Here is a 21,949-nt window from a genome sequence, read left to right as displayed (position 1 = left end):
CTGAGTACGCGGAGAAAAACCAAGGTTGGATGGATTGGTAAGCTCAGGTAGAGCGACAGGTCCTGAATGAAATACTTACAACTTTATTTTTTACTGTCCTCGGTTTTTATTTTGTTCTGCAACTTTTCTAATTCTCTTTCTCCATACCCTCCCCCTCCGGGAGTCTCGATCACAAAAACATCCCCTTTTTGAACTTCAAACCCTGCCTGGCCTTCAAGCTCGATAACCGTGCCATTCCTGCGTATGATCCTGTTCTTTCCGCACTTTCCCGGCTCGCCTCCTTTCAGGCCAAAGGGCGGGAGTTTCCTGTGGCTTGAGAGGACGGCGGCGTTCATGTCCTTCAGGAAACTGATTTTCCGGACGACCCCGTTTCCACCTTTAAACCTGCCATCCCCGCCGCTGTCCTTGCGGATGGAAAACTCCTCGACCCGCACCGGGAAACGGGTTTCCAGGACTTCGGGATCGGTTATCCGGGAATTGGTCATGTGGGTGTGGACAGCGTCCGTGCCCGGGAAGTCGGGGCCTGCGCCTGCGCCTCCGCAGATGGTCTCGTAGTACTGGTAGTCGGCGTTTCCGAATGTGAAATTGTTCATGGTCCCCTGGGAGGCTGCCATGGTCCCGAGGGCTCCAAAAAGGGCGTCCACGATGTACTGGGAGGTCTCAACGTTTCCCGCAACAACCGCAGCCGGAGCTTCCGGGTTGAGCATGGAGCCTGTGGGTATGATGATTTCAAGGGGCTTCAGGCAGCCCGCATTCAAGGGGATATCGCTTTTCACCAGGGTCCTGAATACGTAGAGGACCGCTGCTTTACAGACCGAAGCCGGAGCATTGAAGTTGTTCGAAAGCTGTGGGGACGTGCCCGTAAAATCGATACAGGCGCTCCTTTTCTCCCGGTTGATGCTGATCTTCACTTTGATCGCGCTTCCGTCGTCAAGGGTGTTCGTAAACTCCCCATTTTCAAGCACGTCTATGACTCTTCGGACTGACTCTTCCGCATTTTTCTGCACGTGCCCCATATAGGCTTCCACGGTCTCCAGGGAGAACTGGTCAACCATTTTCTGAAGTTCCTGCAGCCCCTTTTCATTAGCAGCCACCTGGGCACGGAGGTCTGCCACGTTCTGGTCCGGGTTTCTGGCGGGATATTTTCCCGATCCCAGCCATGCACGCAGCCTCTTTTCATGGAACTGCCCCTGTCCGACTATCTTTAGCCCCTCGCTCTGAACCCCTTCGTCCTCGATAGTCCTGCTTCCGGGAGGCATCGAACCCGGCGTGATCCCGCCCACATCAGCATGATGGCCCCTTGATGCCGTGTAGAAAAGGATCTCTTCTGCCTGGTTTCCATCCGTCTCAGTATTTTCAGAATTATCAGGATTTCCAGAACTATCAGGATTTCCAGAACTATCAGGATTTCCAGAACTATCAGGATTTCCAGAATTATCAGGATTTCCAGAATTATCAGGATTTCCAGAATTATCAGGATTTCCAGAATTATCAGGATTTCCGGAGCCGGAAAACATCGGGGTCACAACCGTTATATCCGGAAGGTGCGTGCCCCCGTGGTAAGGGGAGTTTATCAGGTACACGTCCCCGGGCTTCATTTCCCCGAGCTTTGAACGTATAAGGGCTTTTACGGACTCTCCCATTGAACCCAGGTGGACGGGGATATGGGGGGCGTTTGCGATCAGGTTTCCTTCCCTGTCAAAAATCGCGCATGAAAAGTCCAGGCGCTCCTTGATGTTTACCGAATGGGCGGTGTTTTGCAGGGTATAGCCCATCTGCTCGGCAACGGACATGAACCTGTTATTGAAAATCTCAAGCATCACAGGATCGGCTTCAGTCCCGATGGATGTCCGGGCCGGAAGCGGGACTCTGCGGCTGAGGAGGAGGTGGTCGTGCTCCGTTACCTCGGCCTGCCAGCCGGGTTCAATGATTATAGTTGTGATTTTCTCGGTAAGGATGGCAGGGCTGTTAATGCAGGCTCCGGGCTTCAGGGCTTCCCTCGCAAACACCTGCGTCTCATGGTACTCCCCATAGCTGTACATCCTCACAGTGTCAATAGGCGTGGGTTCTGCAATGTCATCAATTTTGATTACGGGGTCCGAAACCCGCTCGGTAACCCCTATAACCTCCACGGAAACAGCCTCGATAACAAGGGCTTTGTCTTCCATTATGAACCCGAAACGCTTTTTGTGGGCTTCCTCGAAGCTTTCCACAAGTTCTTTCCTGTCCGCAAAGTCCACGATAAGCTGTGTATCCGAGCCCTCATAGCGCATGTGCACTTTGTGAAGTACGGCAATTCCCTTCTCCGGGACCCCCTGCTCCAGCATTTCCACCCTGCCTTCCCGCTCCAGGCCAAAAAATACGGACTCAAGCCACCTCGTAAGCTCATCGGAAAGCACGGCTCCCACGTAATGCTCTTTTATAAGCCTCTGGTCAGCCAGCCCCATTCCGTATGCCGAAAGTACCCCTGCAAACGGGTGGATGAAAATGCGCTTCATCCCAAGGGAATCCGCTATCCTGCAGACGTGCTGGGCTCCTGCCCCTCCGAAACAGCAGAGGGTGTATTCTTTTACGTTGTACCCCCGCTGGACCGAGATTTTCTTGATTGCGTTTGCCATATTCTCCACAGCTACGGAAAGGAAGCCTTCGGCGACCTCTTCCACTGATGATGGTGATGATGAAGAAGATGAAGAAGATGAAGAAGATGAAGTACTTCCAACCGGACCAAATGAAATCTGTTCAGCGAGTTCGCCAAACTTCCTGCGTACCACTTCTAAATCAAGGGGCTGGTTTGCCTCAGGCCCGAAAAGGTTGAGGAAAAACTGCGGCTGCAGTTTCCCGAGCATCAGGTTGCAGTCCGTAACCGTAAGAGGCCCGCCTTTTCTGTAGCAGGCAGGTCCGGGGTCAGCCCCCGCCGAATCCGGCCCGACCCTGAACCTACCTGCCTCGAAATGCAGGATCGACCCACCTCCGGCTGCAACCGTATGGATGCGCATCATCGGGGACCGCAGCCTGACACCTGCAACCTCGGTCTCGAAACTGCGTTCGTATTCCCCATCGTAATGAGCAACATCCGTGGACGTGCCTCCCATGTCAAAAGTGATGATCTTCTCTGCCCCTGCCATGGCAGAAGTAGCAACAGCACCCACAATCCCACCTGCAGGGCCCGAAAGGATGCTGTCCTTGCCTTGGAAAGCCCCCGAATCGATAAGCCCGCCGCTGGACTGCATGAACATCAACTTTGTTTTTGTCCTTGCTTCTTCTTTTCCGGCTTTTTCAACCCCACCTTTCCCACCTTCATCTCTGCTGCTCTTTCTTTCTCCACCTTCTTCTCTGCAGTTCTTTCTTTCTTCATCTCCTTCCCTGCAGCTCATTTTTTCCCCATCTTCCAGGGTCTGCTGGACCATGTCAACATACCTGCGGAGTACGGGCGAAAGGTAAGCATCCACAACCGCAGTTTCCCCACGGCTGACAAGTTTTATGAGCGGGCTTGCCTGGTGCGAAAGGGATACCTGAGTGAAACCGATCTCCCTTGCAAGTTCTCCGAGCCTGAGCTCATGTTCAGGGAAACGGTATGCGTGTATCAGGACAATTGCTGCGGACCTTATGCCTGATTCAAAAGCAGCTTCCAGCTCCTTTCTTGCAGCCTCAATTCCCAGGGGCTCGATCTCCTCCCCGTCCGCACTGCAGCGTCCGGAAACCTCGATCACCCTTTCGTAAAGCTGCTCGGGAAGCTCGATCTGCTGGGCAAAAATATCCGGGCGGTTCTGGTACCCGATCCTCAAAGCGTCCCCGAAGCCCCGTGTAATAAGAAGAACAGTTCGCTCGCCCTTCCTTTCAAGGAGAGCATTTGTGCCCACGGTGGTGCCCATCTTTACCGATTCGATCCGTTCTGTGGGCAGGGGAGCGTTTTTCGGCAGGTACAGGATCTGCCTGATCCCGTGCATGGCTGCATCGCTGTAGTGGCCGGGGGCTTCCGAGAGGAGTTTGTGGGTAATCAGTTTTCCTTCCGGGGAACGGGCAACGACATCCGTAAAAGTTCCGCCGCGGTCGATCCAGAACTGCCAGAGGGGTTTTGGGGACATGAAGGGAATAATTGTATAAGTTGTATTAATTGTTAATCGAGTTTTGGGGTTTAAGCTCACTTTTCAGAGTAGCCATAAACTCATTTTCAAAATGACTCCGAGAAATATGTATCCTAAAAGTAGGATTTGCTAAAAAAGAAAAAGCTTTTGAGGTTGAGATATCAAACTATAGTAAATTAATTGAAAGCTTTCCAGAACCAAGTTAAGTTATGTAAATGAGGTAGATGAATGACAAACGAGAGAGTGGTGCAACTTGTTAGAGAAGCTTATGAAAAAAACTTTACAGAACTTAACTTATCTGGGAACCAGCTGACACAAATACCACCAGAAATTGGCGAACTTGGAAACCTTACCGAACTTAACTTATCTTGGAACCAGCTGACACAAATACCACCAGAAATTTGTGAACTTGAAAACCTTACAACACTTAATTTATCTCAGAACCAGCTGACACAAATACCACCAGAAATTGGCAAACTTGAAAACCTTACTACACTTAAGTTATCTGGGAACCAGCTGATACAAATACCGCCAGAAATTAAAGAACTTAAAAGCCTTTCAGAACTTGACTTATCTTGGAACCAGCTGACACAAATACCACCAGAAATTAAAGAGCTTAAAAACCTGAAAACACTGAAATTATCTTGGAACCAGCTGACACAAATACCACCAGAAATTAAAGAACTTAAAAGCCTGAAAACACTTGTCCTATCTGGAAACCAGCGGACAAAACTGACACCAGAAATTAAAGAACTTGAAAACCTTACAACACTGAACTTATCTTGGAACCAGCTGACACAAGTACCACCAGAAATTATAGAACTTAAAAGCCTTACAGAACTTGCCTTATCTGGAAACCAGCTGACGCAAATACCACCAGAAATTATAGAACTTAAAAGCCTTACAGAACTTGACTTATCTGTGAGCCAGCTGACACAAATACCACCAGAAATTATAGAACTTAAAAACCTTACAACACTGTACTTAGCTGAGAACCAGCTGACACAAATACCACCAGAAATTAAAGAACTTAAGAACCTTACAACACTGTACTTATCTGGGAACCAGCTGACACAAATACCACCAGAAATTAAAGAACTTAAGAACCTTACAACACTGAACTTATCTGGGAACCAGCTGACACAAATACCACCAGAAATTAAAGAGCTTAAAAACCTTACAGAACTTGACTTATCTGGAAACCAGTTGACACAATTGCCACTAGAAATTGTAGAGCTTAAAAGCCTTACAACACTTAACCTATTTGGAAACCAGTTGACAAAACTGCCACCAGAAATTAAAGAACTTAAGAACCTTACAACACTGAACTTATCTGGGAACCAGCTGACACAAATACCACCAGAAATTATAGAACTTAAAAGCCTTACAACGCTGTACTTATCTGAGAACCAGCTGACAAAACTGCCACCAGAAATTGTAGAGCTTAAAAACCTTACAACACTTAACTTATCTGAAAATCCATTAATTTCACCCACTCCAGAAATTGCTTTAATGGGTGTGGAAGCGATTTTCACTTATCTGAAACAATCAAAAACTTTCGAGCATAATGAAGCTAAGTTAATACTGGTCGGCAATGGAGAAGTTGGAAAAACATGTCTTGCTAATAGGTTGATTAATGATGTATTTGTAGAAGATCAAATCACCGAGGGGATAAAGAGATCTGAATGGAGTATTCCTGCTCCGGGATCTGGAAACAGTACAATCAAGTTAAATATCTGGGATTTTGGAGGACAGGAAATCTACCATGCAACTCACCAGTTTTTCCTGACTACACGCTCGGTCTATCTTCTTGTATGGAATGCCCGGAAAACAAAGGACTATGACAATATATACTACTGGTTACACACAATTGAAGCTTTTGGAGAAGGCAGCCCAATAATCCTCGTAATGAGTAAAATGAATGAAAATGATGATGATTTGAACCTGAAAGATTTAAAAAGCAAGTTCCCCCAAATTGTTGATGACTTGAAAGTTGATAGTGAAGATGGTAAAGGAATTTCTATTTTGAAAGAAAAAATTTGTGAAACTGCTTGGAGTCTTCCTTTAATGCGAACCCCTTGGGTGGAGTCATGGTATAGAGTAAGAAAAAAGCTTGAAGAATTAAGAGAAAATTGGATTACATATGAGGAGTTTTATAAAATATGTATTTCAGAAGGATTAGACGATAAAAATATTAGTACATTAGATGGAAACTTACATGAACTGGGAGTAATTCTTCATTTTAAAGACAGAATCGCACTAAAGAATATAGTAATACTGAAACCTGAATGGGCTACCGGAGCATTTTACAAAATTTTGTCTGCAAAATCTGTTCTCCAGCGCGAAGGTTTACTGCTACACAGCGAATTAGATCAAATATGGGACAAAGAAACATATCCTCCAGGCATTTACCCCCAGCTTATAGAGTTAATGAATAAATTTGAACTTGCGTATGAACTTCCAGATAAAAAAAGTTATCTTGTTGCTGAACTCTTACCCAAAAATACACCCGATTTTGAGTGGGACGATGAAGAGAATTTGTACTTCTACTACTGTTATGATTCCTTTTTGCCAGCCGGCATAATTACTCGATTCATCGTGCGCATGCATCAAGATATAGAGAAGAAAGAAAATGGAATGCCTTTCTGCTGGAGAGAAGGAGTGATGCTCAGACTACAGAACTCACGGGCTCTTGTAGAGATGAAGCCTGATGAAAAGCAAATCGAGATTAGAATAAAAGGTGAAAATAAAAGAGGGGCACTTGAGGTGATCCGTTACCATCTTAATCATATAAATACTTCTATAAAAAAGATAAAAGTCAGTAAACAAATTCCTTGCAACTGTTCTGAAAATTGCCCTGAAAGATACTCCTATGAAAAACTTCTAGATGCCGAAAAGAGAAATGAAGGGCCTATCCAGTGCCATGAGAGCTTCAAGCACATACCAATTTCATTATTACTAGACGGTTACAGTAGAAGGGAAGAAAGGTTTAGAGAATATAATGAAATCTCAAGACAACTAGAGCAACCTTTTGTATTCAGTCCTAATGTTACAGCAAGTTTTGAAGCTAATCCGATAATAAAAGTCGAACAAAAAACAGATGTTAATCTAAATATTAAGATAGACTTAAGGACAGATTTACCGCAAATTCAAACCAATTTTAATAAATTGAGAAAGGAAATTAAGAGCTTAAGTCCTGAACTTAAAAGTGAGTTGGATGAAATTCAGGATACTTTAGATGAAGTAAATGCAAATAGTGAAAAAGAAAGACTGAATAAACCTTTTAATAAGTTACATCGATTCCTCGATGAATTAAGTGATCCTAATTCTGAATATAGCAAGGTTATTACAGGAACTCAAAAAGGCATCGAGCTTGCTCAAAAAGTTGGCAGAACTTATAATAAATTTGCCCAATGGCTTGCAATTCCTCAGGTTCCGGATTTATTTCTTGGAAAATAAAAAGAAAAAGCTTCTTGAGTTAAAGTGTGATGAAAAAGTAAGAGAATTGAAAAATTCTCTGATAAATCAGGTGTGAAAAAAGGATTTTGAGGGATATTTAAAATCTGTCCGCGTGAGACAAATTTAGGGATAAAACATCTTTTTGCTATCAGCAAAAAAGGTATTAACGATCTCTCACGACCCCTTCTTTGCTGATAACAAAAAGGATTTTATTATTTAACCAGATTGTAAGCCCATTCGATCCATTCACAGAGGCATTCTAAATCCTCTTTCTCGACGGTAGCACCGCACCAGATGCGCAAGCCCGAAGGGGCATCACGGTAAGAACCGATGTCATAAGCAACTTTTTCGTTCTCAAGCGTTTTAATCAGTTCTTTAAGCTTTTCGTCGGATAAATCAACTTTAAAGCAGACACTGGTACTGGACCTTATCTCTTTTGTTTCCGCTAAAAAATGGATCCAGTTGTTTTTAGCAACAAATGCCTCAAAGACCGCCAGATTATCATTTGTCCGCTGGAGAAGTTGTTTAAGCCCTCCAACGGACTCTGCCCATTTTAGTGTTGCCAGCCAATCTTCATTAGCCAGCATGGATGGGGTATTAATAGTAGAGCCTTCAAAAATCCCCTTATTCAGTTTACCACCTTTGGTCAGTCGGAAAATCTTGGGCAATGGCCAGGCAGGAGTATAGCTTTCTAAGCGCTGAACAGCCCGCGGGGACAAAATCAGCATCCCGTGAGCACCTTCTCCACCTAAAACCTTCTGCCATGAGAAGGTAATGACATCCAATTTATGGTAGGGTATATCCATAGCAAATAGAGCAGAGGTGGCATCGCAAAGCGTGAGCCCTTCCCGGTTATCAGGAATCCAGTCGGCGTTGGGTACTTTGACTCCGCTTGTAGTTCCATTCCAGACAAAGACTACATCATTCTTGAAATCGACCTGCTTTAAATCTGGTAATTTCCCGTATTCTGCCTCAAAAACTCGGGTATCTTTTAATTTTAACTGTTTAGTGATGTCGGTTGCCCATCCTTTACTGAAAGATTCCCATACCAGAACATCAACCCCGCGGCACCCCAGCATGGACCACAAGCACATTTCAAAAGCGCCTGTATCGGAAGCCGGTACAATACCTACGAGATAATCATCAGGAAGTCCGAGCATATCTCTTGTTCTTTTAATTGCTTCAGCTAATTTTTCCTTGCCAGGTTTGCTCCGGTGTGACCGGCCAAAAGGTGTATCCTTCAGCTCTTCAACAGAATAACCTGGATGTTTGGCACAAGGCCCAGAAGAAAAACAAGGATTATTAGGAACTCGTGTTGGTTTCATTTTATCTTTTCCTTTTTGGTACTGTTATGTCTTAGGGGATAAGAAATTTTCCAGTAACAGGCGAACATGTAATTGTAGCCATCCTCGAAGACTTAACAGTGTACCTTTTATTTATCTTTTCGTGCTACTTTTAGATGGTCAAAACCGATGTTCGTGGCTAACAAAAAAGTGCCTATATATTTCTATAGTTTTTCGCATTTGATGAAAGGTAATCGACCAATTAACCTGTATCTTCCTTTTTTATTCTTTTTCTCCAAGTTCCTAATACTGGTTTTTTGGAAAAATTTATACATTGTTGGGGCGAAATAAACCCCAATGAAAACGTTCCAGGGAATCATTGTTGACGTTATTGACAGGCGGCAGTTCAAAGGCGAGCTTACCGTTGAAAACGGAAAAGTCCTGCGTGTGGAAGAAAAGGATCATGACAGTGAGCAGTATATCCTGCCCGGGCTGGTCGATGCGCATGTGCATATCGAAAGTTCCATGACCGTGCCTTCGGTTTTTGCGCGGATGGCTGTTGCCCGGGGAACGGTTGCGGTGGTTAGCGACCCCCACGAGATTGCAAACGTGATGGGGGTTGAAGGGATCAATTACATGATCGAGGATGCCAAAAAAGCCCCCCTTAAGGTCTGTTTCGGGGTTCCTTCCTGCGTACCTGCCACACCTTTCGAGTCTGCAGGGGCTGTCCTGGACCCGGAGGCTGTTGACCGGCTACTTGCAAGAGACGACCTGCACTACCTTTCCGAGATGATGAACTTTCCCGGGGTAATCAATGGGTTTCCCGACGTGCTTGCCAAACTGGAATCGGCAAAGAAGTACGGAAAACTCATAGACGGGCACGCTCCGGGGCTGATGGGAGCCGACCTGGAAAAATATGTGGGGGCAGGCATTTCCACGGACCACGAATGTTTCACTTACGAAGAGGCGCTTGAGAAAATCAGGCTCGGGATGAAGGTGCTGATCCGGGAAGGGAGTTCTGCCAGGAACTTCGAGGCCCTGTACAGGCTGATCGACGAGTATCCCGAATCGGTCATGCTCTGCACCGACGACTCCCACCCGGACACCCTGATTTACGAAGGGCACATCGATAAGCTGGTCAGGCGCGGGCAGGAGAAGGGGCTCGACATCTACAACCTGCTCCGGGCAGCGGTGCTGAACCCTGTGGAACATTACGGGCTTAATGTCGGGCTGCTTCGGGAAGGCGACCCTGCAGATTTTATTATAGTGGATGACCTTGAAGCGTTCAACGTGCTGAACACCTGGATTGACGGGGAATGTGTTTACGAAAACGGGAAGGTCCTATTCCAGGCTGCAGAAAGCCCTGCAAAAAACGTCTTTAACAGGAACAAAATCACGGCTGAGGACGTTAAACTGGCTGTGCAGCCAGGAGAAGAAAACAAGGTAAACCGGAAAATCAGGGTGATCGTTGCCGAGGACGGGGAGCTTGTAACAGGCCAGGAAGCTGCCATTCCGAAGGTGGAAAACGGCAGCCTGGTTTCGGACCCTGACCGGGACATCCTGAAGATGGTAGTCCTGAGCAGGTATGGGGACGACCCTGCACAGGTCGGTTTCATAAAGAATATAGGCTTGAAAAAAGGAGCCATAGCAAGCAGCATCGCCCATGACAGCCACAACATCATTGCGGTGGGTGCAACTGACGGGGACATAGTTGCAGCCGTTAACAGGCTGGTTGAAAACAAAGGCGGAATAGTCGTGGGAAGTGAAGAAAAACTACTGGACCTCCCGCTGGAAGTTGCAGGCCTTATGAGTACGAGGGACGGGAAAGAAGTGGCAGCAAAATACCAGCTGCTGAATGCCGAAGCCCAGGAGCTCGGCACCTCGCTGAAGTCGCCCTTCATGACCCTCTCCTTCATGTCCCTCCTTGTGATTCCAGAACTGAAACTTGGGGACAAAGGGTTGTTCGATGTAACAAAATTCGAATTTGTCGACCTTTTTGTAAAAGAATGAGTAATCTACCTCTTTGTAAAAGAGTGAGTAAATATCAAGCGTACTATAATCGTACTTTTGGGGTTATCCGGGGTTTTCCGGATTCCCGAACTCCTTTTTATTCATTTAACACTTAAGGTTCACTCAGATCCTTTTCGACAACTCCTGATACGTCAACGTTCGACGCTGTCTGGAGCAGCATGTACTTTTTGCTAACGGAAGCCGTCTTTTTTGCCGCGGTTTCCATGGCAAGCATTATGATTTTTACCGCAAGCTGAAGGTTTCCTTTTTTCCAGTTGTCCTTGAAACATTTGTTGGCTATTGCTTTTGTCGTGTCGTTTCCGAAGGCTATGAAGTTGCTGCCTTTTCCCTGGGCAGTCACCCTGATTTCCGAACCCTCGACTTCAGCAATCGCATAATTTCCTGCCGAAACGTAGAGCCTCCGTTTCCGGACAACGCCTCCTTCAACTGAAGAGACTTCTCCCACCAGGACGCCTTCCCGTTCCTCGATCTTGTTCTTGTCGTCCCTGAGCGTTATTTTGACTCCGAGCTCTTCAGCTTTTTTCTCCAGCTCAGAGTCCGAAATAATTGCGCCGCTGTATAGCTCTTTTTCGAGCTTTTCCCGGTTTTCTTTCTCCCCCTCAAACGTTATTTCCCGCATGTCCCCGGCCATTACAGCGCCGTTTTTTCCGATGAAAGCGATTACAAGGCTCATATTACCGAATCTTCCTTAGGTTTTTTATGCAAATACGGAAATTCCCGTATTTAGTGCTATCCTTATTGGAGTAGTTTCTTTCTGAATTAAATACAATTCGAAAGGATTCTAAATGATTTGAAATGGAGAAACTGAAGACACCTGAATGAGATTGATGTTCTATTTCAGGAAAGAAACGAAATTAAATAGAAACGAAATTAAAAAGGAACGAAATTAAAAAGGAACGAGGAGCTTCGTGAATAAAGATAATCAGGCCCTCTTTAAAACTTCATTTAAATTGGGGATATATGCATAAAGGGGCAGTGTAGAAAAATCTGATTCTCCCGCTTCTTTTTTCCGGATGTGTTCCCTGAATTTTTCGATTGCTTCAGCCCTTTTGTCTTTAGGGACTTCGCTGTTTTGAAGCATTGAAGCAAATGTTTTTACGTCCGTTTCCTCCAGGGCTTCGATCAGCCAGGACAGAATATTGAGCCTTACAGCCTCTTCAATATGGGAGAGGAATTTGAACATCCTGCTGGCATCCCCGGCTGAAAGGAAATTGCGGACCGTAACGGAAGCTCTGGCTGCAAGAACTCCTCCGGTAATCTCGAGAACTGCAATCAAATGTTCTTTGATGATATTCCTTTCTTCCTCGGAAAATTCGCCTTCCATCCCCTGCAAACCTACTATTGAGGCAAGGAGGTCGTAGAGATTTTCTCTTTCTTCCAGCCCTTTAAGAAGGGAGCTGAACCTGATGTCTTCGGGTATCAAAGAGGGATGGAAAAGGAGATTGGAGACCGCCTGGGGCTTATCCCACTTTTCCAGCACCGAACGGATTTTCTTTATGTCGTTTTCGTCCAGGTGCTGAACTCTCTCTCTTGCTTTTACAAGGTCATCAAGGTCTTCGGTTTCCAGGAATACCTTTAGCTCGGAACTTGCACTTTTGGAAAAAATACCCATGATATATCACTTATTTTCTCAGTTTCTTCAGTATAATCGAAGGAAATCCCAAAGGATGAAGTTGAATGAGCTGAGGAAAGCTCCCATATTATAGTCCGGACTTTTTTTAGGCATAGGATGTTTTTCGCAAACCTGCATGAACTTCAATATACTTGTTTGAAAAGGGGACTATATAATTTTTTTCAATCGTTGGGGAATTATAAATAGAAGGACATAATAATACTTTTCAGACCTTCAACGATTTACCTGCAGCAATTCACTTCTCGACTATTAGCCAGCAAAAATTTATATCACGACACCGGATAATTCTATACTGGGGAGTACGAGATCCGTTTCGGTATAGTTAAGCCAGCCGAGTTGCACCAGCAGAGTTGCGCCAGCAGAGTTGCGACTCTGCAGTGCGCGGTCCGTTTCGCTTCGCTCAAGCGGACTGATCTTATCAAGCGGACGTATTTATTGATTTACAACATTTTTGAATAACATTTCAGAATAACATTTCCGAACCACTATCTACAGAGGGGGAATTAGATTGGGTAAGGTCAGGAAAATTAAGAAAATCATGAAAAGTATGCCAACTATTGAGGGTGCGGGAGTTCATTTAAAGCGGGCTTTCGGGTTCCACCAGGTCCCGGAGCTTGATCCGTTTCTGCTTCTGGATGATTTCCATTCGGAGTACCCGGAAGAGTATATTATGGGTTTTCCCTGGCACCCGCACCGGGGAATCGAGACTATTACCTATGTCCTGCACGGGGAGGTCGATCACGGGGACAGCATGGGGAACAGCGGCGTGATTGAGGCAGGGGACGTGCAGTGGATGACTGCCGGGAGCGGGATTGTCCACCAGGAAATGCCAAAAGGGGAGAAAAGCGGGCTTATGTGGGGTTTCCAGCTCTGGGCAAACCTTCCTGCTTCCCATAAAATGATGGACCCACGCTACCAGGAGATCAAAAGCAGCCAGATTCCCGAGCTTTTCCTGGAAAAAGGCATAAAGATGAGAATTATCTGCGGGGCTGTAAACGGGGTTGAAGGACCGATTAAGGGAATCGTAACCGATCCTGTATATGTGGACGTGACAGTTCCGGGGTATGCAACATTCACCCACATGGCCGTCCCGGGTTATACCATGTTCGCATACGTGATAGACGGAGCGGGGTATTTCGATGAGGAACGGGACCCTTATGCCTTCGAGCTGGAAGGGGCAAAATACTTCGACCTCAGGCAAGACTGCCTGATCGATCAGGAAAACCTTGTCCTGTACGGGGACGGGGACTCAATCGAGGTGACAGCAGGAGAAAAAGGGGTAAGGTTCCTCCTGGTCTCGGGAAAGCCGATCAAGGAACCCGTGGCCTGGTACGGGCCTATAGTCATGAACACGCAGGAAGAGTTGAAAGTGGCATTTGAGGAATACAGAAGCGGGAGATTTATCAAACCCCCTGAATGAGCCTATCGGGCATAAATTGGGCATAAGCTTGCCTCTTCACCCCTTTCTTCACCCTTTTTGTAATGGCTTGGGGAAAAGTTCACGGGAATTGCCCGGAAGAAGACGGGTCATGCCTGGAGATTTCCGGCTTTCAAGGCTGATTTGTCTTGAAAGGGCCGGAAGCACATGAAATCCCGAAGGCCCGGGAGGGCCTGCATGAGAGAGAAGCTAAAAAAGGGGGTAAAGTGAGCGAAAACAAAATGGTTTACAGCCCAAAATCCCTTAAAAAAGACACGAAGTCCTCGTATTTTTCCAGGAACATCCGGCCTTTTTCCGTCAGGGAGTAGATCTTTCTCTTCCCCTTATATGGTTTTAATTCGACCAGCCCTTTGCCTTCAAGTTCTCCGAGATATTCCTCAAACATCTGGTAGGAAAGGTTGGAAAACCTCAGAAGTTTTGTTGGACTGATGGCGCTGTTGGAGTCGCGGATAACCTTGAGGATATCCCTGATAATTTCCAGCCGGCTTCGCTTTTGAAACGGCTTCATCCCAGAAGAATGCGACTCCACTTTTTCACTCCTTTGAGAATTATTGCATAGGCGATAAGGGTCAGGAAATCCAGGGCATAGCCCACAAGTTCGTGGTTATTTTCAATTATTATTGAAAAGTTACCCAGGAAACTCAGGGTAAAGATCAGGATCAGGCCCAGGTAGTAGGGGTGAGTAAGGGGTTTTGTCCCTTCTCCCGAACGCATGTTTGACCTGATAAGCAGCAGGATAAGCACAAAAATAAGGGCCTTATACCCCAGGGCAAGATAATTCCCGGCAGTTGCAAGGATTAGGAGATAGACTATCCCATCCACCAGTACGAGCAGCATGACGGAAAGGAAAAACAGGGTTCTGCGGGTCTTTGTCCTGACAATTCCCTCTACAAGTTTCCAGATAATGGAGGAAAGCAGGTTTACTTTGGCAAACAAGAAGCTTAATCCGGTAAGGAAGAATAAAGGCAGAAGGACAACTGCCAGAAGGTACAGGGTTGCCGAGGATGAGGATTTTGCCAGCAGGAGAGCAAGAGTCAGTGCAGCCGGGAAAAGGTTTGCAAAGCCGTAGAAAAGGAAGGCGTTTTTGAAATATTTGAGCCCCTCGTACTCCATGAAGGAATAAATCTTTGAGACCTCCCGGTAGATTTGCAGGGCCAGGGCTGCCATCAGGAAATATGTGATAAGGCTGAATATAAGCTCGGGTATGCTGGTCGATGCTGCAGCTTCCGAGGCGAGATTAATGAATTCTTCACTAAAGGTCGCATTAAACGCCCCGAGGGTCATGGCTACGTTCATAAAGCCGGAGTTATATATATTTTTTGAAAAAAGTGGAGGTAAACTATATTTTTTTACTACCTTACTTATTTATACAAGTACTCCTCTTTAAGAAAACGTCTTTCATTAAGGAAATGCCTGAAGAGTTTCCCGGGGAAGGGCAGTGCGGCTCAGCATGAGCTCTGGAATTATCAGGGGACACGAGGCAATAATTTATCTAATGTTAGGAACATTTTTGGTAATAACGGAGGTATGATTTGTCCTTATTAATTATAAGTTTAGGAATCCTCAGCTTTATATCCCTCCTGTGGGTAAGCTATGACGTCCTCACACAGAAAAAGGGCTTCAGTAACATGCTGATGACCATCTGGATGATTGCTGCGGTCATCTCAGGAGTCCTGTACGCAATTGCCTTCTATCTCTTCGGGAAAGGGCAAAATAAGGCAAATTATTGAAATTAAAAAAACTACTTTTGAACTGCGCCAAACATTATCAGGCCTAATTCATTTTCGTTGTCTCTGCTTGTCCGGTGCACCGACACCGGATTTAGTCCTCATATTTTTTCAGAATGATTTAATTCAGTCATTCGGATATCCTTTTTGGTCAGCTTGACACACTCAATAGTCATTAAACTACCCTTTTTAGTCAGTTCAATGCACTTTCTCGTCCCGATTTCCGGTGTCCCAACTTAATGTGCCTCAATTTTGTTTGTTCCGGTATACATTTCAGTCCTCCGTGTTTCTTATCAAGCATCTCATCACAACCTCCGGACATATGGTTTGCATTCTGGTTTTGCATTCCGGTTCTTATGCACACTTTGCGGGAAAATGGAGGTAAACTATATTTCTCAACTACCTCCTGTTTTTATGCAAGTAAGAGCTTCAAGGGCATGTGGAAATTAGTTAAAATATTTCAGTTAGAAACACAGATGTTTAAAAAAATTTCAATTTATGACGTGAATTCTCAGGTGACTAAATGCAAAAAATTAGTTTTACAGATGCTTTAAAATATCCATTCAGGAAACCAAAAAGACTTTTGTATGTCCTGTGGGCGCTTTTACCAGTGATCGGCTGGTTTGCTCTTTTTGGATACATAGTAAGAATAACGAATGAGTTTATAGAAGGAAAATACGAAGGACTTCCTCAACTTCATTTCATGGAAGACCTCAAACTCGGGTTCTGGATGTTCCTGAAATCACTACCCTTCTCTATCGTGTTCTGTATTCCAATAGTCCTGGTCATGTACTATGATGAGACTACAGCTGACATCCTGAACTTACTATTAAGTTTCTTTGTGCTTCCGGTCCTAACAATAAACTTCTACAGGAAACAAACTGTAGGGTCCTTCTTTGAGTTTTCAAAACTCAAATACGTTATGAACAATTTAGGAGATTACCTGGTTGTAATGATAAAGCAGTATGCGCTTATCATTGTATTCCTGGTATTCATTCTCTTCCTTGTTGGCATACCGGCCCTTTACTTCGCTAGCACGATATTTACCGCAAACTTCTATGGCCGGGTAGTGGAAAAGAAAACAGGCCAATTTCTGTAAAAAAGGCCAGGTTCTGTAAAAAAGGCAGAGTCCGGTGAAAAGAGACGGATCCCGTAAAAAGATCGGCGTCTATAAAGCTCAAGGAGGCTCTGTAAAGTTCAATGATTTTGCGCCAAAATTTTTTGGCCGGAATCACCTTTTATTCCGGCTTTACGGCGCACTCAAGAAGTTTCCGGTGAAAAAATCCCCTTTCACTATTTTACTTAACATTTGCATGGGTTAAGAGAGTTCACTTTGTATAGGTCAAGTGAACTTGATTTGCTTCGATTAAGGGATATTTCTGCTAATTACGGAGGCATAGATCTGGCTGCACCAAATATTATATTCGACACCCTGGCTACAATGGGCGCCTTCAGCCTGGGCACCCGTAACCTGGCTGCATTGGGTAGCCCCTTCGAAGCCATTTCCGGGATAATCGTCCTTCTCTCGCTTCTATATATAATCCATGACCTTCTTAAATATAACAAAGAGCCTGGGCCCTGGAAGAGGCTCTTCTGGATTTCGGCTGCACTTGTTTTCGGGCTCCCGGGAGTTTTTGTCTATTATCTGTTTGGAAGAAAACAGGCTGAAGCGAGCTTTCAAAATCAAACGGATTAATTCCCGGAATTCCAATGTTTGGGAAAAATGGAGGTAAACTATATTTTTCAACTACAAACTGTTTTTATGTAAGTAAGAGCTTCAAGTGAACATATGAAAAGTACGCTGATCACCTTCAAAAACGTCTGGAAAGTTTACCAGATGGGAGAAGTCGAGGTCAATGCCCTGCAGGGTGTGAGCGTGGAGTTCGGGAAAGGAGAATTTGCCGCGATTATCGGCCCCTCGGGGAGCGGAAAGTCCACGATGATGAACCTCGTGGGCTGTCTGGATGTCCCTTCAAAGGGAGAAATCTTCCTGAAGTCCAGAAACATCGCCCGCCTGGAGGAATCGGACCTTGCAGTCCTCAGGGGAAAAACCATAGGCTTTGTTTTCCAGCAGTACAACCTGATCCCGGGGATGACTGCACTTGAAAACGTGCTTTTGCCCCTGGAAATCCAGGAAGTTGACGATGCAGCCGCCGAAAGGAGGGCAAAGGAGCTCCTAAAGCTTGTTGGCCTTTCCGATAAAATGCGGCACAGGCCGTCCCAGCTTTCGGGAGGGCAGCAGCAGAGGGTCTCGATTGCCAGGGCTCTTGCCTGCAACCCTGAAATCATCCTTGCCGATGAGCCCACCGGAGCTCTTGACAGCGTAACCGGGAAAGAAGTACTCGAAGCGCTCTACAGGCTGTGGAAGGAAAAAGGAAAAACAGTAATCATTGTCACCCACGACAGTCACCTCGCACAGTATGCCCAGAGGCACATCGAACTGAAGGACGGAAAAATAATCCGGGACGAGCCGAATCTCAACCAGCTCAGGCCGGAACTTTAAGGAAAGATTAAGATGACTCTTAAAAAAATATGCGAAGAACACACTTTCGGCAAGCAGCTTCCCGGAAAGCAGATATTCGGGCTTTTTCTTGTACTGTTAATAGGCCTCTCCTTATTTAGTTCTCCAGGCCTTGCGCTGGGTATCCAGGACAAAGGCCTGACAGTTGACCTTCTCAACCAGGACCCTGACCCCGTAAAGCCCGGAGACGTCCTTGAAGTCAGGCTCTCGGTCCAGAACACGGGGTATGATGAACAGGAAAACTGCATCGTGAAAATAGAGCCCGATTATCCTTTCAGGCCTCTTCCGGGAGAGGACCTTTCCAAAAACATCGGGACGCTTGGAAAACGCTATGAAGACGACCGCGGGAAGGTCATAAAATTCAAACTTGGGGTCGAAAATGACGTAAATGAAGGAAAATACCCCCTCAAGGTCTACCTCTACACCGGGGGCAGCAAAAACGGGCTCTCCCTTACAAAAGACCTTATAATCGATATTGACAGCGAGTCCAATGCGGAAATCGAGTTCATAAGCGTTGAGAAAATGGTGCCCGGGACAAAGACGGACCTTACTTTCGGGATCAAGAACGTGGGAAATTCCCCCCTGAAAAATGCAATGTTTTCCTGGGAATGCACGGATGACCTGATCCTGCCGGTCGGCTCAAGCAACGTCAAGCACATCAACCTGATCGACATGGGAGAGACCGCAAATGTCAGTTTTAACGTCCTTACCAACGTGAACACAAGGCCCGGGCTCTACAAACTGGACATGGTCCTGACCTACGACGACATCGAAGAACTCCAGACGATTACGGAAGCAGGCACCGTGGAAAACCAGAAGCGAAAAGAGATCAAGAGCAAAGCCGGAATCTACATCGGAGGCACCACGGACTTCGACATTGCCTTCATGGAAAGAAGCCCGACCGGGGCCTACACCTTTTCGGTCTCGAACATCGGGAACAACGGCGCAAACTCGGTCAAGATTTCCGTACCCTCCCAGGCTAATTGGAGCGTTACGGACGGGTCCAATTCCGTAATCCTCGGAAACCTGCAAAAAGGAGACTACACTATTGCCGACTTCAACCTCAACCCTGCAGAAATTGGGAAAGACCTGCCCATTAAATTTGAAATCAGCTACACTTCCAGCGACGGCATGAGGCAGGTCGAGGAAAAGGAGATGAACCTTTACTCCTCACCTTTCACCATCCCTACAGAATTAAGCCAGCCGGGAGAAAGTCGTAGTTCAGGCTTCCTTTCGTACAAACTTTTGTTCCTGGTCCTTGCGGGAGCCGCAATTGTCCTGGTTTATAAAAGGCAGCAGAAAAAGAAGGCAGAGAAAGAGAAAACGGCTGATGGGGAGATTGAAGAAAGGAAAATAGACGAAGGGAAAATGGACTAAAAGGAGAAGGAAAGAAAGACCGGAACCTGTGGTGCCATGAAACCTACAAAGATTTTGAAAATTGCCCTGAATATGGTTAAAGCCAACAAGTTGCGGAGCTGGCTGACCATCATAGGGGTCATCATTGGCATTGCCTCGGTAATGGCCATTGTCACGACCGGGGAGTACTTCCAGGAACAGGTAACCGAAACCCTGGAGAACCTTGGAGGCGATACTATCACGATTGTCGCCTCCTATCCCTTTGATTCCGTAGAGATGGATTTCGATGAGGCAGGCGAGCCTGTCGTATCGGAAGAACCCGTAGAGATACAAAACCCCCAGCTTACGAAGACCGACGTTTTTGCCCTCCGGCGCATCCCCGCAATCGAATACGTCAATGTAAATGTCGAAACCGGGGTGGACATGCAATACGGAGGAGAGAAAACCTCGATCTGGGTAAAGGGTGTGGACCCGAAGGTCTGGCCTGATATTACTAAAAAGAAAATCGGGGAAGGAAGGATGCTGAAACCCGGGGACAGGGCTGTTGTGGTCATTTCCAACGAGCTTGCAAATGAGGCCTTTGAAAGGGAAATCCGGCTCAACCAGATGGTCCTCTTAAACGGAAAATCCTACAGAGTAGTCGGGGTCCTGGCAAAGGACGATGGCCTCCTCGGGGGCATGGGTGGCTTATTCGGAAGCAGCGTCTATCTGCCTTACGAAGAAGTCTACTCCTTTAAGCAAAGTGAGGAAAGCCTGTCCGAAAGGGAGAGAGACATCTATGACTCAATTGAAGTAAAATTATATAGTGAGGCAGACCACGAAGCCGCTCTTGAAGAAATCGAGAGCAGACTGAGGCTTTCCCGGAGAGTGGACGAAAAGACCCAGGACTTCTATGTAAGCTCCCCGAAAGAAGCCATTGAAAGTACCCGGAAACTGATTGACGGCTTAACCGCCTTCCTGGCCTTCATTGCAGGGATTTCTCTCCTGGTGGGCTCAACAGGCATCGCCAACACCATGTTCACTTCGGTCCTGGAAAAAACAAAAGAAATCGGGATCATGAAAGCCATCGGTGCGAAAAACAGGGACATCCTTATGATCTTCCTCTGCAACGCTGCCATGATTGGGCTTGTAGGCGGTATTATAGGCATCCTCCTGGGAACTGCTGCCGTGCAGATAATCCTGCTCCTGGTCTCGATGAAAATGCAAACTCCCTTTGAATTCACCCTCAGCATAAAAGGGACCCTTGTAGCAACCCTCGTATCCATAATCGTGGGGCTGATCGCGGGCATGGTGCCGGCAAAGAATGCGTCGGAACTGAAGCCGGTGGACGCTTTGAGATATGAGTGAAAAAATGAAATTCCAGGAAACTTACGGATGGGACTTACGGATGGAACTTACGGGTAATACTTGCTCGATCTTCCCCAGTAGTACTCGAACAATTCCCTGCACCAATCCTTAAACCCGGAGTCGGAACCGATAAGGACGCAGTCCCGGTCAATCTTTCCGTCCTGTCCAGGCAGGCCAAGAAAAGCGTAATGGTCGTTTACGTTCAGGGCGATTTTGATTTCGTCCAGGGTCCTGAATTCAATTCCTGACCTGACTTTTTCGCCCACGGAGCGCAAAACATTAGTTAAAAATTCTTCCGGATATACGCTCCTGAATTCCACTCCGGCATCAAGTTTCTGTTCGATTTTTGGAAGGAAACACCTGGGGAAGTTATCCGAGAGGTACCAGGAGTACTCGCTTATCCCGTCGAAAAGGGAGTCCACATTTTCCATGACCTCAAAAACTCCCGTAACCACTTTTCCTCCCGAGAGCATGTCCACCCGCCTGAGCAGTTCGGGAGGGATAGGGGAAACGTCGTGGGTCAGGAAGTAAGAAGAGTTCAAAGCGATGAATTCGAGGTTAGGTACGGAAGCCAGGACAAGGTTCCCGAAGGGTGTAAGGGAGTAAAAGCCGTCAGGTCTTTTCTCAAGGAGGGCTGCATCAATGAGCCTGTTCAGCTGCCTGGAAGTCTCTGGAGAGGTGATTTTTAGATGCCCCGAGATAACGGTGAATTTCAGCGGTTTCTCACCAAGGGCTTTAAGGATGCCCAGCCTTACTTCCGAGCCCAGTTCGGAAAAGAGTTCATAAGCTTTCATATGCTTCCCCGGAAAAAGGATTTTTTAATTTGCACAGGCCAATAATAGCCTCTTGGCCATTTTCGGATTTGCATGCTGCTTGCAGCTTTTCCAGCCGTATTCAGATTTGCCTGCAGTTTACAGGTTTTCAAACCGTTTTCAGATTTGCCCGTTACTTACAGCTTTTCTAACTTACTTGCAGCTTTGTTTACTTTCTAACACAATTCCTACTAACTTAAGATTTTCCCCAGATTTGATTCAAGTATCTATTGCACGTTTTTTCTTTTAGTGGTTTG

General features: G+C 46.1%; 16 protein-coding genes. 9 read left to right on the top strand and 7 right to left on the bottom strand.

What is annotated here, in order from left to right; genetic code table 11:
- Window positions 1-83: 83 nt before the first annotated feature.
- The gene (locus ACSAZK_RS01335) at window positions 84-4,085 is read right to left on the bottom strand and encodes a hydantoinase B/oxoprolinase family protein (RefSeq protein WP_440955641.1); all 4,002 of its coding nucleotides are present in this window, start codon (window positions 4,083-4,085) and stop codon (window positions 84-86) included.
- A 228-nt stretch (window positions 4,086-4,313) separates the two neighbouring features.
- On the opposite strand from ACSAZK_RS01335, the gene ACSAZK_RS01330 reads away from it, so the two are divergent.
- Window positions 4,314-7,544 (top strand): leucine-rich repeat domain-containing protein, encoded by a 3,231-nt coding sequence (locus tag ACSAZK_RS01330; protein ID WP_440955640.1) that lies wholly within the window; start codon window positions 4,314-4,316, stop codon window positions 7,542-7,544.
- A gap of 212 nt (window positions 7,545-7,756) precedes the next feature.
- On the opposite strand, the gene ACSAZK_RS01325 is transcribed toward ACSAZK_RS01330, so the two are convergent.
- Window positions 7,757-8,869: a phosphoserine transaminase gene (locus ACSAZK_RS01325; RefSeq protein WP_440955639.1), complete on the bottom strand. Its 1,113-nt coding sequence runs from the start codon at window positions 8,867-8,869 to the stop codon at window positions 7,757-7,759.
- Between the two features lie 315 nt (window positions 8,870-9,184).
- Between ACSAZK_RS01325 and ade the strand changes: the two genes are divergently transcribed.
- Window positions 9,185-10,837: an adenine deaminase gene (ade, locus tag ACSAZK_RS01320; protein WP_440955638.1), complete on the top strand. Its 1,653-nt coding sequence runs from the start codon at window positions 9,185-9,187 to the stop codon at window positions 10,835-10,837.
- A 112-nt stretch (window positions 10,838-10,949) separates the two neighbouring features.
- On the opposite strand, the gene ACSAZK_RS01315 is transcribed toward ade, so the two are convergent.
- Entirely contained in the window at window positions 10,950-11,531 is a 582-nt protein-coding gene (locus tag ACSAZK_RS01315; RefSeq protein WP_440955637.1) for an MJ0548 connectase family domain-containing protein, read from the bottom strand.
- 249 nt (window positions 11,532-11,780) lie between these two features.
- Complete coding sequence (locus ACSAZK_RS01310) at window positions 11,781-12,470, bottom strand: hypothetical protein (RefSeq protein ID WP_440955636.1); 690 nt, start codon at window positions 12,468-12,470, stop codon at window positions 11,781-11,783.
- 568 nt (window positions 12,471-13,038) lie between these two features.
- Between ACSAZK_RS01310 and ACSAZK_RS01305 the strand changes: the two genes are divergently transcribed.
- A complete protein-coding gene (locus ACSAZK_RS01305) occupies window positions 13,039-13,911 on the top strand; it encodes a pirin family protein (protein ID WP_440955635.1) in 873 nt (290 codons plus the stop codon).
- A gap of 244 nt (window positions 13,912-14,155) precedes the next feature.
- Here the strand turns inward: ACSAZK_RS01305 and ACSAZK_RS01300 are convergent, their stop codons facing one another.
- A complete protein-coding gene (locus ACSAZK_RS01300) occupies window positions 14,156-14,437 on the bottom strand; it encodes a winged helix-turn-helix domain-containing protein (RefSeq protein ID WP_440955634.1) in 282 nt (93 codons plus the stop codon).
- Complete coding sequence (locus tag ACSAZK_RS01295; protein ID WP_440955633.1) at window positions 14,434-15,225, bottom strand: hypothetical protein; 792 nt, start codon at window positions 15,223-15,225, stop codon at window positions 14,434-14,436. Before ACSAZK_RS01295 ends, ACSAZK_RS01300 begins: the two co-directional genes overlap by 4 nt.
- 236 nt (window positions 15,226-15,461) lie before the next feature.
- On the opposite strand from ACSAZK_RS01295, the gene ACSAZK_RS01290 reads away from it, so the two are divergent.
- The 6 genes from ACSAZK_RS01290 (at window position 15,462) to ACSAZK_RS01265 (ending at window position 20,880) form a co-directional block, all read left to right on the top strand.
- A complete protein-coding gene (locus ACSAZK_RS01290; protein WP_440955632.1) occupies window positions 15,462-15,659 on the top strand; it encodes a PLDc N-terminal domain-containing protein in 198 nt (65 codons plus the stop codon).
- Window positions 15,660-16,179: 520 nt separating this feature from the next.
- Window positions 16,180-16,755, top strand: coding sequence for a DUF4013 domain-containing protein (locus ACSAZK_RS01285; protein ID WP_440955631.1), 576 nt, complete (start codon window positions 16,180-16,182; stop codon window positions 16,753-16,755).
- A 234-nt stretch (window positions 16,756-16,989) separates the two neighbouring features.
- Window positions 16,990-17,352 carry a hypothetical protein gene (locus ACSAZK_RS01280; protein ID WP_440955630.1) on the top strand — a complete coding sequence of 121 codons (363 nt, stop codon included), beginning with the start codon at window positions 16,990-16,992 and terminating at the stop codon, window positions 17,350-17,352.
- Window positions 17,353-17,445: 93 nt separating this feature from the next.
- Window positions 17,446-18,159 (top strand): ABC transporter ATP-binding protein, encoded by a 714-nt coding sequence (locus tag ACSAZK_RS01275; RefSeq protein ID WP_440955629.1) that lies wholly within the window; start codon window positions 17,446-17,448, stop codon window positions 18,157-18,159.
- A gap of 12 nt (window positions 18,160-18,171) precedes the next feature.
- Window positions 18,172-19,554, top strand: coding sequence for a COG1361 S-layer family protein (locus ACSAZK_RS01270; protein WP_440955628.1), 1,383 nt, complete (start codon window positions 18,172-18,174; stop codon window positions 19,552-19,554).
- Between the two features lie 36 nt (window positions 19,555-19,590).
- Window positions 19,591-20,880, top strand: a complete 1,290-nt coding sequence (locus ACSAZK_RS01265; protein ID WP_440955627.1) for an ABC transporter permease — start codon at window positions 19,591-19,593, stop codon at window positions 20,878-20,880.
- Between the two features lie 47 nt (window positions 20,881-20,927).
- On the opposite strand, the gene ACSAZK_RS01260 is transcribed toward ACSAZK_RS01265, so the two are convergent.
- Window positions 20,928-21,674, bottom strand: a complete 747-nt coding sequence (locus ACSAZK_RS01260; RefSeq protein ID WP_440955626.1) for a helix-turn-helix transcriptional regulator — start codon at window positions 21,672-21,674, stop codon at window positions 20,928-20,930.
- Window positions 21,675-21,949 lie beyond the last annotated feature (275 nt).

It is taken from the genome of Methanosarcina sediminis (genome assembly GCF_052056915.1).
Lineage (GTDB): Archaea > Halobacteriota > Methanosarcinia > Methanosarcinales > Methanosarcinaceae > MTP4.
The sequence above is the reverse complement of the archived record's forward strand: the minus strand, read 5'-3'. Positions and strand labels throughout refer to the sequence as shown.

Coding starts and splice junctions, on each gene's coding strand:
- ACSAZK_RS01315 (WP_440955637.1), bottom strand. CDS start 11,531: ATGAGCCTTGTAATCGCTTTCATCGGAAAAAACGGCGCTGTAATGGCC.
- ACSAZK_RS01270 (WP_440955628.1), top strand. CDS start 18,172: ATGACTCTTAAAAAAATATGCGAAGAACACACTTTCGGCAAGCAGCTT.
- ACSAZK_RS01300 (WP_440955634.1), bottom strand. CDS start 14,437: ATGAAGCCGTTTCAAAAGCGAAGCCGGCTGGAAATTATCAGGGATATC.
- ACSAZK_RS01325 (WP_440955639.1), bottom strand. CDS start 8,869: ATGAAACCAACACGAGTTCCTAATAATCCTTGTTTTTCTTCTGGGCCT.
- ACSAZK_RS01285 (WP_440955631.1), top strand. CDS start 16,180: ATGCAAAAAATTAGTTTTACAGATGCTTTAAAATATCCATTCAGGAAA.
- ade (WP_440955638.1), top strand. CDS start 9,185: ATGAAAACGTTCCAGGGAATCATTGTTGACGTTATTGACAGGCGGCAG.
- ACSAZK_RS01265 (WP_440955627.1), top strand. CDS start 19,591: ATGAAACCTACAAAGATTTTGAAAATTGCCCTGAATATGGTTAAAGCC.
- ACSAZK_RS01295 (WP_440955633.1), bottom strand. CDS start 15,225: ATGAACGTAGCCATGACCCTCGGGGCGTTTAATGCGACCTTTAGTGAA.
- ACSAZK_RS01260 (WP_440955626.1), bottom strand. CDS start 21,674: ATGAAAGCTTATGAACTCTTTTCCGAACTGGGCTCGGAAGTAAGGCTG.
- ACSAZK_RS01335 (WP_440955641.1), bottom strand. CDS start 4,085: ATGTCCCCAAAACCCCTCTGGCAGTTCTGGATCGACCGCGGCGGAACT.
- ACSAZK_RS01330 (WP_440955640.1), top strand. CDS start 4,314: ATGACAAACGAGAGAGTGGTGCAACTTGTTAGAGAAGCTTATGAAAAA.
- ACSAZK_RS01275 (WP_440955629.1), top strand. CDS start 17,446: ATGAAAAGTACGCTGATCACCTTCAAAAACGTCTGGAAAGTTTACCAG.
- ACSAZK_RS01305 (WP_440955635.1), top strand. CDS start 13,039: ATGCCAACTATTGAGGGTGCGGGAGTTCATTTAAAGCGGGCTTTCGGG.
- ACSAZK_RS01310 (WP_440955636.1), bottom strand. CDS start 12,470: ATGGGTATTTTTTCCAAAAGTGCAAGTTCCGAGCTAAAGGTATTCCTG.